Origin of the sequence: Kosakonia sp. AG348 (assembly GCF_003337365.1) — a bacterium.
Taxonomy (GTDB): Bacteria; Pseudomonadota; Gammaproteobacteria; order Enterobacterales; family Enterobacteriaceae; genus Kosakonia.
The window spans coordinates 46808-62551 of sequence record NZ_QPJR01000001.1 but is presented as its reverse complement, the minus strand read 5'-3'; the positions used below and the strand labels follow the sequence as shown (position 1 = coordinate 62551).

The following is a 15744-nucleotide window of genomic DNA, read 5'->3' as shown; positions in this document are numbered from 1 at the left end:
ATGTATACGAAGATTATTGGTACCGGCAGTTATCTGCCTGAGCAGGTTCGGACAAACGCCGATTTAGAAAAAATGGTGGAAACCTCTGACGAGTGGATTGTCAGCCGTACAGGGATCCGTGAGCGCCGCATCGCCGCTGCAAACGAAACGGTTTCGACCATGGGCTATGAAGCCGCTAAGCGTGCGCTTGAGATGGCGGGCATCAATAACGATCAGATTGGCTTGATCATTGTTGCGACTACTTCTGCAACGCATGCCTTCCCGAGTGCAGCCTGCCAAATCCAGAACATGCTGGAAATCAAAGGTTGCCCGGCGTTTGACGTTGCTGCTGCGTGTGCGGGCTTCACCTATGCGCTGAGCATCGCCGATCAGTATGTTAAATCTGGTGCGGTGAAACATGCGTTGGTCATTGGTTCTGATGCGCTCGCGCGGACATTAGATCCGGACGACCGCGGTACGATTATTCTGTTTGGTGATGGTGCAGGCGCTGTTGTGCTGGGCACTTCCGAAGAGCCAGGCATCATCTCCACACATATGCATGCAGACGGGAGCTACGGCGAGCTGCTGACGCTGCCTAACCTTGATCGTGTGCATCCGGAGAACCCGACCTATCTGACGATGGAGGGTAACGAAGTATTCAAAGTTGCGGTGACAGAGCTGGCGCGTATTGTTGATGAAACATTAACAGCCAATAATCTTGAGCGCAGCGAGCTGGACTGGCTGGTGCCGCATCAGGCTAACTTGCGTATCATCAGCGCGACAGCGAAGAAGCTCGGCATGTCGATGGATAGCGTTGTTGTTACGCTGGATCGCCATGGCAACACCTCCGCAGCTTCCGTTCCCAGCGCGCTTGATGAAGCGGTACGCGACGGACGCATTAAGCCGGGGCAACTTGTCCTGCTGGAAGCGTTTGGTGGCGGGTTCACCTGGGGCTCGGCGCTGGTTCGTTTCTGAGTATAAGGATAAAAAAATGACGCAATTTGCTTTTGTGTTCCCGGGACAAGGCTCCCAAACCGTCGGTATGTTAGCTGATATGGCTGCGGCTTATCCGGTGATTGAAGAGACATTCGCAGAGGCATCAGCTGTTCTGGGTTATGATCTCTGGTCTCTGGTGCAACAAGGCCCGACGGAAGAACTGAACAAAACCTGGCAGACACAACCGGCGCTGCTGGCCGCTTCTGTCGCGCTGTGGCGCGTCTGGCAGCAGCAGGGTGGTAAAACCCCTGCGCTGATGGCGGGGCATAGCCTGGGCGAATACTCCGCATTAGTGTGTGCGGGTGTTATCGCGTTTGCTGATGCGGTTCGTTTGGTTGAACTACGTGGGAAATTCATGCAGGAAGCCGTGCCGGCGGGTACTGGCGCGATGTCTGCCATTATCGGCCTGGATGATGCTTCCATTGCCAAAGCATGTGAAGAATCGGCACTAGGGCAAGTTGTCTCTCCGGTGAACTATAATTCGCCAGGCCAGGTGGTTATTGCTGGTCATAAAGAAGCCGTTGAACGTGCAGGTGCTGCTTGCAAGGCTGCAGGTGCCAAGCGTGCGCTGCCGCTGCCGGTTAGCGTACCGTCGCACTGTGCGCTGATGAAGCCTGCCGCAGAAAAACTGGCCGCTGAATTAAAGAACATTACTTTTAACGCGCCGCAGATCCCGGTTGTAAATAACGTGGATGTGAAGTGCGAAACGACGCCAGAAGCGATTCGTGATGCGCTGGTGCGCCAGCTGTACAGCCCCGTGCAATGGACGAAGAGCGTTGAATTGATGGCATCGCAGGGCATTGAACATCTGTATGAAGTTGGCCCGGGTAAAGTCCTCACCGGCCTGACTAAACGTATTGTTGACACCCTGACTGCATCTGCGCTCAACGAGCCGGTTGCCGTGTCAGAGGCACTTGCGCAATAAAAGAGGAAGACCATGAGTTTTGAAGGAAAAATCGCACTGGTAACCGGTGCAAGCCGCGGTATTGGTCGCGCTATTGCTGAAACCCTCGTTGCCCGTGGCGCGAAAGTTATCGGTACGGCGACCAGCGAGAGTGGCGCGCAGGCGATTAGCGACTATTTAGGTGCGAACGGCAAAGGTCTGGTGTTGAATGTGACCGATGCTGCATCTATCGAATCTGTTCTGGAAAACATTCGCGCAGAATTTGGCGAGGTTGATATTCTGGTAAATAATGCCGGGATCACCCGTGATAACCTGTTGATGCGCATGAAAGAGGATGAGTGGAACGATATTCTCGACACCAATCTTTCATCTGTTTTCCGTCTGTCAAAAGCGGTAATGCGCGCTATGATGAAAAAGCGTCATGGGCGTATTATCACTATCGGTTCTGTGGTTGGTACCATGGGAAATGCTGGTCAGGCCAACTACGCTGCGGCGAAAGCGGGTCTTATCGGTTTCAGTAAATCGCTGGCGCGTGAAGTTGCGTCCCGCGGTATTACTGTAAACGTTGTTGCTCCGGGTTTTATTGAAACGGACATGACGCGTGCGCTGTCTGATGATCAGCGTGCGGGTATTCTGGCGCAGGTTCCTGCGGGTCGCCTTGGCGGTGCTCAGGAAATCGCCAGTGCGGTTGCATTTTTAGCCTCTGACGAGGCGGGTTACATCACTGGTGAAACCCTGCACGTCAATGGCGGAATGTATATGGTTTAACCACGATGAAAATTATTTGCGTTATTAGGGCGAAAGGCCTCAAAATAGCGTAAAATCGTGGTAAGAACTGCCGGGATTTAGTTGCAAATTTTTCAACATTTTATACACTACGAAAACCATCGCGAAAGCGAGTTTTGATAGGAAATTTAAGAGTATGAGCACTATCGAAGAACGCGTTAAGAAAATTATCGGCGAACAGCTGGGCGTTAAGCAGGAAGAAGTTACCAACAATGCTTCCTTCGTTGAAGACCTGGGCGCTGATTCTCTTGACACCGTTGAGCTGGTAATGGCTCTGGAAGAAGAGTTTGATACTGAGATTCCGGACGAAGAAGCTGAGAAGATCACCACCGTTCAGGCTGCCATTGATTACATCAACGGCCACCAGGCGTAAGTGAACATCTCCAGGCGGTCACTCGACCGCCTGAGTTTTATCTGTAGTTATCCCACGAATCTCTTTTTTATACCCTCCCTGGAGGACAAACGTGTCTAAGCGTCGTGTAGTTGTGACCGGACTTGGCATGTTGTCTCCTGTCGGCAATACCGTAGAGTCTACCTGGAAAGCTCTCCTTGCCGGTCAGAGTGGCATCAGCCTGATCGACCATTTCGATACTAGCGCCTATGCAACCAAATTTGCTGGCTTAGTAAAGGATTTTAACTGTGAAGACATCATCTCGCGTAAAGAACAGCGCAAGATGGATGACTTCATTCAATATGGAATTGTGGCTGGCGTTCAGGCCATGCAGGATTCCGGCCTTGAAGTCACAGAAGAGAACGCATCCCGTATTGGCGCAGCGATTGGTTCTGGTATCGGCGGTCTCGGTCTGATCGAAGAAAACCATAGCTCCCTCGTCAAGGGTGGGCCGCGTAAAATCAGCCCGTTCTTTGTACCTTCAACGATTGTCAACATGGTGGCAGGTCATCTGACTATCATGTTCGGTCTGCAAGGCCCGAGTATTTCCATCGCGACAGCGTGTACCTCAGGTGTGCATAACATCGGTCATGCGGCACGTATCATCGCCTACGGCGACGCCGACGCCATGCTGGCAGGCGGCGCGGAAAAAGCCAGTACGCCGTTAGGCGTCGGTGGCTTTGGCGCAGCGCGCGCGCTGTCTACCCGCAACGATAACCCGCAGGCGGCAAGCCGTCCGTGGGACAAAGAGCGTGACGGCTTTGTTCTCGGCGATGGCGCTGGCATCATCATGCTGGAAGAGTATGAGCATGCGAAAAAGCGCGGTGCGAAAATTTATGCTGAAATCGTCGGCTTTGGTATGAGCAGCGATGCTTACCATATGACCTCTCCGCCGGAAAATGGTGCGGGTGCCGCGAAGGCGATGGTTAATGCACTGCGTGATGCCGGCATCACCCCGGGCCAGATTGGCTATGTTAATGCGCACGGTACGTCTACGCCGGCGGGTGATATGGCAGAAGCGCAGGCCGTGAAATCGGTCTTTGGCGACGCGGCTCGCACAGTAATGGTCAGTTCGACAAAATCGATGACCGGCCACCTGCTGGGTGCGGCAGGCGCAGTAGAATCTATCTACTCGATCCTCGCCCTGCGCGATCAGGCTGTTCCGCCGACCATCAACCTGGATAACCCGGATGAAGGGTGCGATCTGGATTTTGTGCCGCATGTTGCACGCCAGGTGAGCGGTATGGAGTACACCCTGTGTAACTCCTTCGGTTTCGGTGGCACCAACGGCTCGTTGATCTTCAAGAAAGTCTGATCATTTCGCTGTGTGCTGGAGGCCCGCTTGTCGGGCCTTTTCTATTCGGGTTTATCCCCTTGTCCTGCGCTTTTCATCCTGCCAAACTGTCCGCCCAGACGCATAAGGAGCCCTCTATGTTCTTGATTAATGGTAAAGAGCAGCAATGGCTTGCCGCGAATGATCGGGCGACGCAATTCGGCGATGGCTGTTTTACCACCGCGCGTGTCCTTGACGGGCAAATCCAGTTTCCCGACGCGCATCTCCAGCGCCTGCGTCTTGCCTGTAAACGGCTCCGGATCCCTTATCTCGACTGGGACATACTGGCGCGGGAAATGGCACACCTCGCGAAAGAGAAAGAAGAGGGTGTGGTGAAAGTTATTCTCAGCCGTGGCACTGGCGGACGAGGCTATAGCGCAGCGGGTTGTGATACGCCGACGCGGATAGTGTCGCTATCAGCAAGCCCTGCCCATTACGCTCGGTGGCGGCAGGAAGGGGTAACCCTGGCGTTGAGTGATATTCGTCTCGGGCGTAACCCAATGCTCGCCGGGATCAAACACCTTAACCGCCTGGAGCAGGTATTGATTCGCACCGGGCTTGAGCAGACCTCTGCTGATGAAGCGCTGGTGCTGGATAGCGAAGGCTGGCTGGTTGAATGTTGTGCCGCCAATATCTTCTGGCGGCAGGGTTCGACGGTCTTCACGCCGCGCGTTGATCAGGCCGGTGTTGATGGCATCATGCGTCAATATTGTTTGCGCCAGCTGAAAACTTCCGCTTTTGAGGTTGTCGAAGTCAATGCGCGGCATGATGTGCTGATGCTGGCCGACGAAGTCATTATTTGTAACGCGTTGATGCCAGTTGTCCCGGTTCGCCAGTGGGCGGAACAGCACTGGTCAGCGCGCGATTTGTACCACTTTTTAGCCCCCTTGTGTGAGCGCATAAATCCGTCATGAAGAAAATGTTACGCGTAGTTCTCCTCCTGTTGGCTTTGCTGGTTATCGCGGCGGGAGCCGGCGTCTGGAAGGTTCGCCAGTTAGCGGACAGCCAGATCCTGATTAAAGATGAAACCATTTTCACGCTGCCCGCCGGAACCGGCCGTGTGGCGTTGGGTGAATTGCTGTATCGCGAAAAGGTAATTAATCGCCCGCGCGTGTTTCAGTGGCTGCTGCGACTGGAACCGGATCTTTCACATTTCAAAGCCGGTACCTACCGTTTTACACCGAAGATGACCGTGCGCGAGATGTTGCAGTTACTGGAGAGCGGTAAAGAAGCGCAGTTTCCGCTACGACTGGTCGAAGGTATGCGCCTGAGTGATTACCTCAAACAGCTGCGCGACGCTCCCTACATCAAACACACCCTGAAAGACGACGACTACGCGACGGTGGCGCAAGCCCTGAAACTGGAGCATCCGCAGTGGGTGGAAGGCTGGTTCTGGCCCGATACCTGGATGTACACCGCTAACACCACGGACGTTGCGTTGCTCAAGCGTGCGCATCAGAAAATGTCGCGTGCGGTGGAGCAAGCCTGGGAAGGGCGTATGGAGGGACTACCGTATAAAGATCAGAACCAGCTGGTAACCATGGCGTCGATTGTCGAAAAAGAGACGGCTGTTGCCAGCGAGCGCGATCAGGTGGCCTCTGTCTTTATTAACCGCCTGCGCATCGGGATGCGGCTGCAGACCGATCCGACGGTTATCTACGGGATGGGCGCGCGTTATAATGGTAAGCTGTCGCGCGCCGATCTGGAAACGCCGACCGACTATAACACCTATGTAATTAGCGGTTTGCCGCCGGGCCCTATTGCTACACCCGGTGAGGCCTCGCTGAAAGCGGCGGCGCATCCGGCGAAGACGCCGTATCTCTATTTTGTCGCGGATGGTAAAGGCGGACATACATTTAATACCAATCTCGCCAGCCATAACCGGGCAGTGCAGGACTACCTGAAAGTACTTAAGGAAAAAAATGGGCAGTAAATACATCGTTATCGAAGGGCTTGAAGGCGCAGGGAAAACCACGGCGCGCGATGTCATCGTTGAGACGCTGAAAGAGCTTGGCGTCGGTGAAATGGTGTTTACGCGGGAACCGGGCGGTACGCTGCTGGCGGAAAAATTGCGTAGCCTGGTGCTGGATATTCGTTCCGTTGGTGATGAACTTATTACCGATAAAGCCGAAGTTCTGATGTTTTACGCAGCCCGGGTTCAACTGGTCGAAACCGTCATTAAACCCGCACTGGCGCGTGGTTGCTGGGTGATCGGCGATCGCCATGATCTCTCAACGCAGGCGTACCAGGGCGGCGGACGAGGCATCGATCAGACCATGCTGGCCACGCTGCGCGATGTCGTACTGGGCGATTTTCGCCCGGACTTGACGCTCTATCTGGATGTTACGCCGGAAGTTGGCCTGAAACGTGCGCGTGCGCGTGGCGAGCTGGATCGTATTGAGCAAGAGTCGCTGGATTTCTTTAATCGTACCCGCGCGCGCTACCTTGAACTGGCTGCGCAAGATGACCGCATTCGCACCGTTGATGCTACTCAACCGCTGGACAAGGTGATTGCCGACATCCGCCAGACGGTAACAGCCTGGGTGCAGGAGCAGGGCGCATGAAATGGTATCCGTGGCTGCGTCCCGATTTTGAGCAACTGGTTGCCAGTTATCAGAGCGGTCGTGGGCACCACGCGTTGCTGATCCACGCCCTGCCGGGGATGGGCGAAGATGCGTTGATTTACGCCATCAGCCGTTTCTTGCTATGCCAGACACCTGAAGGCCATAAAAGCTGCGGCCACTGCCGCGGCTGTCAGCTTATGCAGGCTGGAACGCATCCTGATTACTATGCACTGGCACCGGAAAAAGGAAAATCCGTGCTGGGCATTGATGCGGTGCGTGAAGTCAGTGAAAAGCTTTACGAACATGCGCGGCTGGGCGGCGCGAAAGTGGTATGGATCCAGGATGCCGCGTTATTGACCGACGCCGCCGCCAACGCGTTGCTGAAGACGCTGGAAGAGCCGCCCGCGCGCACCTGGTTCTTCCTCGGCTGTCGGGAGCCGGCAAGATTATTAGCGACTTTGCGCAGCCGCTGCCGCTTGCACCACCTTGCGCCTCCCGCAGAAAACTACGCCTGTAGCTGGCTTGCTCGGGAAGTTACCGCCTCGCAAGAGACGATTCTGACCGCACTACGTTTGTGCGCCGGTTCGCCTGGCGCGGCAGAAGCGTTGCTTCAGAACGATGTCTGGACGCAACGGCAGACGCTTTGCCAGGCGACAGACGCAGCGCTGAATAGCGGTGACTGGCTGGCGATGCTCCCGACACTGAACCACGACAAGGTGGCTGAGCGCTTGCAATGGCTCTCTGCGTTGCTGCTTGATGCATTAAAAATGCAGCAAGGAGCGACATTGCTCAGCAATGTTGATGCCTTAGCGCTGGTCGAAAAGCTGGCGCGCCAGGTGCAAGCGCCAACGCTGCACGCGTTACTGCATGCTATTTTTACCTGTCGTGAACAGTTGCTTAGTGTGGTCGGGGTTAACCGCGAGTTGCTGCTGACCGATCTATTGTTAACGCTGGAACGTTACCAGCAAACAGGCGTAACGCTTCCTGTCTCCCATCTGTAAGAGAAGATTATGTTTTTAGTTGATTCGCACTGCCATCTTGATGGCCTGGATTACCACTCTTTGCACAAAGACGTTGATGACGTGCTGGCGAAAGCTGCCGCGCGCGACGTGAAGTTTTGTCTGGCGGTGGCTACGACGTTACCGGGTTACCGCGCAATGCGTGAGCTGGTGGGGGAGCGCCCGAATGTGGTCTTTTCCTGCGGAGTGCACCCGTTGAATCAGGATGAAGAGTACGATGTCGACACGCTGCGCCAACTGGCGGCGGAAGAGGGCGTCGTGGCGATGGGAGAAACCGGGCTGGACTATTTTTATACGCCGGAAACGAAGCCGCACCAGCAGGAATCCTTCCGTAACCACATCCGTATTGGCCGTGAACTGAACAAGCCGGTGATTGTCCATACGCGCGATGCGCGAGAAGACACGCTTGCGATTTTGCAGGAAGAGCGCGTGACGGATTGCGGTGGTGTGTTGCACTGCTTTACTGAAGATCGCGAAACGGCAGGTAAGCTGCTGGATATGGGCTTTTACATCTCGTTTTCTGGTATCGTCACCTTCCGCAACGCGGAGCAGTTGCGTGATGCGGCACGTTACATTCCGCTCGATCGCTTACTGGTCGAAACCGATTCGCCTTATCTCGCCCCGGTGCCGCATCGTGGCAAAGAGAACCAGCCAGCAATGACGCGCGATGTGGCGGAATATATGGCGGTGCTGAAAGGCGTTTCTGTCGAAGAGCTTGCGCAACAAACGACACAGAACTTTGCCCGTTTGTTCCATGTTGACCCATCCCGCCTGCAATCTGCCTGATCTGTCAGCTTATTTTAGTACTCGTAATTAATAAACGATCGGAGTAAAGTTCACCGCCATAAAAAAGGCGGTGGCGGTCGTTTTTCATACGGAAGCCGATACCTTTTGTAAATCAGTGTGAGTTTCGTAACTGGCGCTAGCTGAAACGTGATAGCCGTCAAACAAACTTTTACTGATTTATTTTACTCTGTGTAATAAATAAAGGGCGCTTAGATGCCCTTCCCACGGCGCGGTTCTCCCCCCTCGCCAATGCGTGAAAGCGTAGAAAAAAGCACTAATACTCAGGAGCACTCTCAATTATGTTTAAGAATGCATTTGCTAACCTGCAGAAGGTCGGTAAATCGCTGATGCTGCCAGTATCCGTACTGCCTATCGCAGGTATCCTGCTGGGCGTCGGTTCTGCAAACTTCAGCTGGCTGCCAGAAGTGGTTTCCCACGTTATGGCCGAAGCGGGCGGTTCCGTTTTTGCTAACATGCCGTTGATCTTCGCTATCGGTGTTGCGCTTGGCTTCACCAATAACGACGGCGTTTCGGCTCTGGCCTCCGTTGTTGCCTACGGCATCATGGTGAAAACCATGGCAGTGGTTGCACCTCTGGTTCTGCATTTACCTGCTGAAGAAATTGCCGCAAAACACCTGGCTGATACCGGTGTGCTTGGCGGTATTATCTCCGGCGCGATTGCCGCGTATATGTTTAACCGCTTCTATCGCATCAAGCTGCCTGAGTATCTGGGCTTCTTCGCTGGTAAACGTTTCGTGCCGATCATCTCCGGTCTGGCTGCGATTTTCACCGGCGTGATCCTCTCCTTCATTTGGCCGCCGATCGGTACTGCGATTCAGACCTTCTCCCAGTGGGCCGCTTACCAGAACCCGGTTGTGGCGTTCGGTATCTACGGTTTCATTGAACGTTGCCTGGTGCCGTTTGGTCTGCACCATATCTGGAACGTACCTTTCCAGATGCAGATTGGCGAGTTCACCAACGCAGCAGGTCAGGTGTTCCACGGCGATATCCCGCGTTATATGGCGGGTGACCCGACTGCGGGTAAACTGTCTGGCGGCTTCCTGTTCAAAATGTACGGTCTGCCGGCTGCTGCTATCGCTATCTGGCACTCTGCAAAACCGGAAAACCGCGCGAAAGTGGGCGGTATCATGATCTCCGCAGCGCTGACCTCGTTCCTGACCGGTATCACCGAGCCGATCGAGTTCTCCTTCATGTTCGTTGCACCGATCCTGTACGTTATCCACGCGATTCTGGCTGGCCTGGCATTCCCGATCTGTATCCTGCTGGGTATGCGTGACGGTACGTCGTTCTCTCACGGTCTGATTGACTTCATCGTGCTGAGCGGCAACAGCAGCAAACTGTGGCTGTTCCCGGTTATCGGTGCATGCTACGCGGTGGTTTACTACACCATCTTCCGCGTGCTGATCAAAGCGCTGGATCTGAAAACCCCGGGTCGTGAAGACACCACTGAAGAGAGCAAAGCTGGCGTTACCAGCGAAATGGCTCCGGCTCTGGTTACGGCGTTCGGCGGTAAAGAGAACATCACCAACCTGGATGCGTGCATCACGCGTCTGCGTGTCAGCGTGGCTGACGTAGCGAAAGTGGATCAGGCTGGCCTGAAGAAACTGGGTGCTGCGGGTGTGGTTGTTGCTGGTTCCGGTGTGCAGGCAATTTTCGGTACTAAATCCGATAACCTGAAAACCGAAATGGATGAGTACATCCGTAACAACTAAGCCATAGTCTGGGGAGACTGAGGGAGCCTGATGGCTCCCTTTTTTATTGTCCACTGAAAACTATGTGCTGTGGATCTGGTCAGCAACAGGTTTGCCTCTTGATTTAAATTTCACTGGGCAGGCAGAGCCTTCTTTTGCAGAAGGTCGGTATGCCCTGCCAGACGCAATCAATGCCGCCTTTTCTAACGCTGAATTTTTACTGTACTGAAAAGAAAGAGTGACAAAACCCGTCGCTGCCCACAGACCGTGTGCCATTCCCACTCCGCTCCGGTAAGCTGGCTGTCATGTGACTCACAGACGCGCCTCACACTCACACTACATTCAGCGTTAAATGCGCAAGGATAAGTGCAGCGGAAACGTCTGCTATAAGCGATCGCGGGAGAACTGGGGGCGGGCAGTTATCGGTAATGGCCGTTTTTCGGGAGCAAGAAAACAGAATAAAAAAGCCCGCCTGGAGGACGGCGGGCTTAGTGGCACGCGGCTGCGATTATCAGAAGCTGTAGCTGGCGCTTACAGAGAAGTTACGCGGCGCATCGTACACACCGTAAGTGCCCAGATAGTCGTAATAGTCTTTATCGAACACATTGTTCAGATTGGCCTGGATAGCGAAGTTTTTAGTTGCCTGGTAACGGGTGAACAGATCCACCACAGTATAACCGCTTTGCGTAATGCGCATGTCTCCATTCGGGCCTTTGATCTCCTGCCAGGTTTTATTCTGCCAGCGCGCACCGCCGCCAACGGAAAGCTCTGGCAGCATCGGCAACTGGTAGCGCGTGAATAATTTCATCGTGGTGCGCGCCTGTTCCGGGTTAACGGCTACACCGTCACCATCTTCAGCCATAAAACGGCTGGCACCAAAGGTGAGCTGCAAGTTGTCGGTGAGAGCCCCGTTGAGCTCAAATTCGACGCCTTTGCTTACCGTGCCGTTGACGGATTTATACGCGGTCTGGCCGCCGGAATTTGGAATGTACTCGCCGGTCGATACGGCAACGTGATCCTGCTCGGTACGGAATACCGCCAGGGTCGCCGTCAGACGTGTGTTATACCAGTCACCTTTGATGCCAGCTTCATAGCTTTTACCGGTGGTAGGTTCAAGAAATTCGCTGTTGATATCGCGCTGACTGGACGGCTCGAAAATAGAGGTGTAACTGCCATAAACAGACCAGGTGTCATCAATGTCATAAATCAGGCCTGCGTATGGCGTGACGTCATCGGACTTGCTGTTACGAATCTCGTCCGGCTTACGCTCCAGATTATATTTTGCACGCCATTCGGTATAACGCGCGCCGAGGATCAAGTGCAGCGGATCGGCCAAAGAGATACGGGTTGCCGCATACAGCGATTTCTGGCGGATCACATCGCGCTGGTAGAGCGTCCAGTCAGACCAGCTCGGGTCGGCCAGCGTGTTGCCGTTATATTTATGAATATTGCCGACATCCATCAGGCCGGAATTATCATTCACCGGGTATGAGTTGTCATAATTGTTGCGCTGGCGGCTGTAGCTACCACCGAACATCACTTCGTGCTGGCGACCAAACAAATCGTAACCACCACGAACAAACGCATCGATAGCGTCTTGTTTACGCTCGCCACGGTTCCAGCCGCCCCATGCGCCTTGCCACTGTGAGGCATCATACAGACCGGTGGTCTTATCCGGGTAACCGTCGATATACATCAGCTTGCTGTCGAAGTTGGTTTCCGCATGCATGGCGTTAACTTTCGCTTCCCAGCCGTTGTCAAAACGCTGGGTCAGGTTGGCGAAAATTTTTGAAGAGTCGACATTGGAGTAAGCCCAGTCAGCAGCGGTATTGAAACCGCGGCGGAAATGCGTGCGGCTGCCATCACTGTATAGCGACGGGAAACCGCCCCAGGTCGGGCTGTCTTCTTCACTTTCCTGATAGTCATAGCCGAGAGAAAGGGTAGTGGAATCAGTGATATCTGCATCCACTACACCGGTAATGAATTTTTTGCGGTAGTGGTTACGTTCAACCCAGGAATCTTTATCCTGGTAACCAGTGATAACCCGGCCGCGCACGTTGCCCGATTCGCTCAGCGGTGCTTGCAGATCCAGCACATAGCGCTGATCGTTCCAGCTACCGTAAGTCGCGGTGGCGGTTCCTTTGAATTCTTTGCTGTCGGCATGTTTACGCACCATGTTGACATAAGCAGAGGGATTACCTGTTCCACTCATCAGACCGGCCGCGCCGCGCACCACTTCAATCTTGTCATAAATTGCCGTGTCGCCTGCGGTATCGCCAAAATTCCAGCGGTTATCAAGGAATGTCGGCATATCTTCATAAGCAAAGTTACTGACGAAAAAGCCGCGGGCGAAAAAGTTCGTACGGTGGCTGTCAATGCGCGATGCGCTGACGCCAATCGTGTTATCCAGCACTTGTTCGATCGTATTTAGCTGCTGATCCTGCATACGCTGCTGGCTGACTACACTCACAGATTGTGGAATGTCTCGCGGGACCAGTAACAGCTTGGTGCCTGTGGTGGTGGTTTTTACGCTGTAGTCTTGCGCCTGGCTGTCAGAGGTGCTTAATGCTGCGCCATCAACCACAATCGTATCTTCAGATGCTGCGGCGATCTCTGCCGCAAACGCAGCAGAAGGGACTAAAGCCATTGCAATACAGGCGGCAAGCAGAGACGGTGTGGCGGCTAACGGACGCACTTCGTCCCTGGCGTGATGAGTGAAAGACATGCATAAACCCTTAATGGTGCGTTAGAGGGAAAGCCTTACAGCGATACGTTGTCGCGTCAGGCGGGTTTTGTAATTCGTCTGATAATAATCGCGCATGAAAATGCAAATGCGAAATATACGCATTCACCATATGAATGTAAACAGATGTAATATTCACCATTGAAATACCATTTCACCGCAGCGCGCCTTAAACGCGGGCGATTGCGTGCCAGCAAAGCCGGAAAGGTGAAAGAAAAACAGCGTTTTGGTTGAAACAACAAGAGAATCTCGATCATACTCTAGGGCACGTAATTGACGACGGCTGCGGGCTGGCTCCGCGAACATAAAAGGAAAACGTCATGGCCGAAGAAACCATTTTCAGTAAAATCATTCGCCGCGAAATTCCCTCGGATATTGTTTACCAGGATGAACTGGTTACCGCTTTTCGCGATATCTCTCCGCAAGCTCCAACCCATGTTCTGATTGTGCCAAACATTCTGATCCCAACCGTCAACGAGGTGACCGAAGCGCACGAGCAGGCGCTGGGGCGCATGGTGACGGTTGCGGCGAAAATTGCTCGCGATGAAGGGATTGCTGAAGACGGTTACCGTTTGATCATGAACTGTAATCGTCATGGCGGGCAGGAGGTTTATCATATTCATATGCACCTGCTCGGCGGGCGCGCACTGGGGCCGATGCTGGCTCATAAAGGTCTTTAATATGACGAACGGGCGTGTCGCGTTATGGCTGGCAGCGCTGGTACTGATGGGGTGCAGTTCACGTCCTACGATCCCGGTCGCCGACGACCAGACGTTAGTGATGGAATCGAGTATTCTGGCCTCCGGGATTATTGCGCAGCCGCCGACGTTAAGTACGCATGAACTCCAGCCTTCCGCGTCTTCACGGTTGTTTAATGAACGACAGCAGCCCGTTACCGTGCATTATCGTTTTTTCTGGTATGACGCCAGAGGTCTGGAAATGCACCCGCTGGAAGCGCCGCGAACCGTCACGATCCCGGGAAATTCGGGCGTGACGGTGTATGGCAGCGCCAACTATTTGGGTGCGCACAGCGTCAGACTTTATCTTTACCTGTAAGGGGTGACTCTTGATTAAAACTATTGGACGCTACGCGCTACTGACAACCCTGGCCGTGCTGCTTGCGGGTTGTATTAGCGATCAGCAACCCGCGCCGGTTGATCAGGCGGGTGGTGCAGGCACGCCGCAACAACCCACGCCGGTACAGCCGCAACAACCGGTGCCGGAAGTGCCTTCTGTCCCGACGCTGCCGCAGCAGCAACCGGGGCCAATTGAGCATCAGGATCAAACGGGGCAGCCCGCGCCGCGCGAGCGTCATTTTGACTGGAATGGCGCCGTTCAGCCGATGGTCGGTAAAATGTTGCAGGCCAGCGGCGCCAACGCAGGCAGCGTGCTGTTAGTGGATAGCGTCAATAACCGAACCAACGGTTCCATTAACACGAGCGAAGCAACGGGCGTGGTACGCAACGCGTTAGCGAATAACGGTAAATTTACGCTTGTTACCGAGCAGCAACTGGCGGTCGCGAAGCAACAACTGGGGCTCTCTCCACAGGACAGCCTCGGTACACGCAGTAAAGCCATCGGTATTGCCCGTAACGTCGGGGCGCAGTATGTGCTCTATTCCAACGCGACCGGGAATGTCAACGCACCGGCGCTGCAAATGCAATTGATGCTGGTACAGACCGGCGAAATTATCTGGTCGGGTAAAGGTGCAGTTCAGCAACAATAAACAGACGCGTGACGAGGTGTTGTCACGCTACTTTCCGACCTATACTCCCGTCGCCAGCCAGAATACCGGCCTCAGCGGCGGGAGTTGTCTTATTAGCGATGGACGGCATACGCTGGTGCTGCGAAAACGGCACCAGGCGACATCATCGCCTTTTGTGCGTCAGTATCGCTTACTCCGCCGCTTGCCGGATTCTATTGCTCCACGCCCGCGCTTATTCACCGGCGAGTGGATGGCGGTCGATTATCTACCCGGCGAGGTCTGCGCTGTGCTGCCGCAGGCCAGTGTGCTGGTGCCGTTACTGTACGATTTACACCGCCAGCCGCTGTTTGGCTGGCGGATAACATTATTGCCGCTGTTTGAAGGTTACTGGCAGCAGAGTGCGCGTTCGCGGCGGACGCCGTTTTGGCTGCGCCAGTTAAAGCAGTTGCGCCAGCAAAAAGAGCCAGTACCGCTACGGCTGGCACCGTTACATATGGATGTCCACGCCGGAAACCTGGTGCAGAGTGCCAGGGGGTTGCGGCTGATCGACTGGGAATATGCGGGCGATGGGGATGTCGCGCTGGAATTGGCGGCGATATGGACGAAAAACGAGGCAGAGCGGCAGGAACTGGTGAATCGCTATGCGCATCAGTCTGCCATTAATCCCGCTTTGCTGTGGCGCCAGGTCCGGCGCTGGCGTCCGTGGGTTTTGATGCTGATGGCTGGCTGGTATGAGTGCCGCTGGCAGCAAACGGGCGATCAACAATTTATTACGCTGGCGAATGAAATATGGCGTCAGCTAGCGAAAAAAGAACAAGAGAGGTAA

The 15744-nt window shown here is 54.3% G+C and carries 17 protein-coding genes; 15 read left to right on the top strand and 2 right to left on the bottom strand.

The genetic code is table 11. From position 1 onward, the window contains the following. The 11 genes from DFO56_RS00340 (at position 1) to ptsG (ending at position 10491) form a co-directional block, all read left to right on the top strand. Positions 1-954: a beta-ketoacyl-ACP synthase III gene (locus tag DFO56_RS00340; protein WP_045507084.1), complete on the top strand. Its 954-nt coding sequence runs from the start codon at positions 1-3 to the stop codon at positions 952-954. Between the two features lie 16 nt (positions 955-970). Then, on the top strand, positions 971-1900 hold the full coding sequence (fabD, locus tag DFO56_RS00335) for an ACP S-malonyltransferase (RefSeq protein ID WP_045507087.1): 930 nt from the start codon (positions 971-973) through the stop codon (positions 1898-1900). Between the two features lie 12 nt (positions 1901-1912). Further along, positions 1913-2647, top strand: a complete 735-nt coding sequence (fabG, locus tag DFO56_RS00330; protein WP_020457450.1) for a 3-oxoacyl-ACP reductase FabG — start codon at positions 1913-1915, stop codon at positions 2645-2647. A gap of 154 nt (positions 2648-2801) precedes the next feature. Then, entirely contained in the window at positions 2802-3038 is a 237-nt protein-coding gene (acpP, locus tag DFO56_RS00325; protein WP_000103754.1) for an acyl carrier protein, read from the top strand. A gap of 91 nt (positions 3039-3129) precedes the next feature. Continuing rightward, positions 3130-4371, top strand: a complete 1242-nt coding sequence (gene fabF, locus DFO56_RS00320; RefSeq protein WP_044489622.1) for a beta-ketoacyl-ACP synthase II — start codon at positions 3130-3132, stop codon at positions 4369-4371. 116 nt (positions 4372-4487) lie between these two features. After that, the gene (pabC, locus tag DFO56_RS00315) at positions 4488-5303 is read left to right on the top strand and encodes an aminodeoxychorismate lyase (protein ID WP_045507093.1); all 816 of its coding nucleotides are present in this window, start codon (positions 4488-4490) and stop codon (positions 5301-5303) included. Beyond that, complete coding sequence (yceG, locus tag DFO56_RS00310; protein WP_045507095.1) at positions 5300-6322, top strand: cell division protein YceG; 1023 nt, start codon at positions 5300-5302, stop codon at positions 6320-6322. The genes pabC and yceG overlap by 4 nt, the downstream gene beginning before the upstream one ends. Continuing rightward, the gene (gene tmk / locus DFO56_RS00305) at positions 6312-6953 is read left to right on the top strand and encodes a dTMP kinase (RefSeq protein WP_045507097.1); all 642 of its coding nucleotides are present in this window, start codon (positions 6312-6314) and stop codon (positions 6951-6953) included. Before yceG ends, tmk begins: the two co-directional genes overlap by 11 nt. Continuing rightward, a complete protein-coding gene (gene holB, locus DFO56_RS00300) occupies positions 6950-7954 on the top strand; it encodes a DNA polymerase III subunit delta' (protein ID WP_045507099.1) in 1005 nt (334 codons plus the stop codon). The genes tmk and holB overlap by 4 nt, the downstream gene beginning before the upstream one ends. A 9-nt stretch (positions 7955-7963) precedes the next feature. Further along, a complete protein-coding gene (locus DFO56_RS00295; protein WP_045507103.1) occupies positions 7964-8758 on the top strand; it encodes a metal-dependent hydrolase in 795 nt (264 codons plus the stop codon). 299 nt (positions 8759-9057) lie between these two features. Further along, a complete protein-coding gene (gene ptsG / locus DFO56_RS00290; RefSeq protein WP_017456430.1) occupies positions 9058-10491 on the top strand; it encodes a PTS glucose transporter subunit IIBC in 1434 nt (477 codons plus the stop codon). A 60-nt stretch (positions 10492-10551) separates the two neighbouring features. On the opposite strand, the gene DFO56_RS24550 is transcribed toward ptsG, so the two are convergent. Further along, positions 10552-10746, bottom strand: coding sequence for a hypothetical protein (locus tag DFO56_RS24550; RefSeq protein ID WP_147271659.1), 195 nt, complete (start codon positions 10744-10746; stop codon positions 10552-10554). Positions 10747-10981: 235 nt separating this feature from the next. Beyond that, positions 10982-13195, bottom strand: a complete 2214-nt coding sequence (gene fhuE, locus DFO56_RS00285) for a ferric-rhodotorulic acid/ferric-coprogen receptor FhuE (protein ID WP_045507106.1) — start codon at positions 13193-13195, stop codon at positions 10982-10984. A 338-nt stretch (positions 13196-13533) separates the two neighbouring features. Here fhuE and hinT point away from each other — a divergent pair, with 338 nt between their 5' ends. The 4 genes from hinT to thiK are packed head-to-tail and all read left to right on the top strand — an operon-like array spanning position 13534 to position 15744. Next, on the top strand, positions 13534-13893 hold the full coding sequence (gene hinT / locus DFO56_RS00280) for a purine nucleoside phosphoramidase (protein ID WP_045507109.1): 360 nt from the start codon (positions 13534-13536) through the stop codon (positions 13891-13893). Position 13894: 1 nt separating this feature from the next. Then, the gene (locus DFO56_RS00275) at positions 13895-14269 is read left to right on the top strand and encodes a YcfL family protein (protein ID WP_045507112.1); all 375 of its coding nucleotides are present in this window, start codon (positions 13895-13897) and stop codon (positions 14267-14269) included. A 10-nt stretch (positions 14270-14279) separates the two neighbouring features. After that, on the top strand, positions 14280-14939 hold the full coding sequence (gene lpoB, locus DFO56_RS00270) for a penicillin-binding protein activator LpoB (RefSeq protein ID WP_020457461.1): 660 nt from the start codon (positions 14280-14282) through the stop codon (positions 14937-14939). Continuing rightward, positions 14920-15744 carry a thiamine kinase gene (thiK, locus tag DFO56_RS00265; protein WP_045507115.1) on the top strand — a complete coding sequence of 275 codons (825 nt, stop codon included), beginning with the start codon at positions 14920-14922 and terminating at the stop codon, positions 15742-15744. The genes lpoB and thiK overlap by 20 nt, the downstream gene beginning before the upstream one ends.

What these genes read in the sequence shown, in the direction of transcription:
- DFO56_RS00340 (WP_045507084.1), top strand. Translation starts at nt 1, where the DNA reads ATGTATACGAAGATTATTGGTACCGGCAGTTATCTGCCTGAGCAGGTT.
- fabD (WP_045507087.1), top strand. Translation starts at nt 971, where the DNA reads ATGACGCAATTTGCTTTTGTGTTCCCGGGACAAGGCTCCCAAACCGTC.
- fabG (WP_020457450.1), top strand. Translation starts at nt 1,913, where the DNA reads ATGAGTTTTGAAGGAAAAATCGCACTGGTAACCGGTGCAAGCCGCGGT.
- acpP (WP_000103754.1), top strand. Translation starts at nt 2,802, where the DNA reads ATGAGCACTATCGAAGAACGCGTTAAGAAAATTATCGGCGAACAGCTG.
- pabC (WP_045507093.1), top strand. Translation starts at nt 4,488, where the DNA reads ATGTTCTTGATTAATGGTAAAGAGCAGCAATGGCTTGCCGCGAATGAT.
- yceG (WP_045507095.1), top strand. Translation starts at nt 5,300, where the DNA reads ATGAAGAAAATGTTACGCGTAGTTCTCCTCCTGTTGGCTTTGCTGGTT.
- tmk (WP_045507097.1), top strand. Translation starts at nt 6,312, where the DNA reads ATGGGCAGTAAATACATCGTTATCGAAGGGCTTGAAGGCGCAGGGAAA.
- holB (WP_045507099.1), top strand. Translation starts at nt 6,950, where the DNA reads ATGAAATGGTATCCGTGGCTGCGTCCCGATTTTGAGCAACTGGTTGCC.
- DFO56_RS00295 (WP_045507103.1), top strand. Translation starts at nt 7,964, where the DNA reads ATGTTTTTAGTTGATTCGCACTGCCATCTTGATGGCCTGGATTACCAC.
- ptsG (WP_017456430.1), top strand. Translation starts at nt 9,058, where the DNA reads ATGTTTAAGAATGCATTTGCTAACCTGCAGAAGGTCGGTAAATCGCTG.
- DFO56_RS24550 (WP_147271659.1), bottom strand. Translation starts at nt 10,746, where the DNA reads ATGGCACACGGTCTGTGGGCAGCGACGGGTTTTGTCACTCTTTCTTTT.
- fhuE (WP_045507106.1), bottom strand. Translation starts at nt 13,195, where the DNA reads ATGTCTTTCACTCATCACGCCAGGGACGAAGTGCGTCCGTTAGCCGCC.
- hinT (WP_045507109.1), top strand. Translation starts at nt 13,534, where the DNA reads ATGGCCGAAGAAACCATTTTCAGTAAAATCATTCGCCGCGAAATTCCC.
- DFO56_RS00275 (WP_045507112.1), top strand. Translation starts at nt 13,895, where the DNA reads ATGACGAACGGGCGTGTCGCGTTATGGCTGGCAGCGCTGGTACTGATG.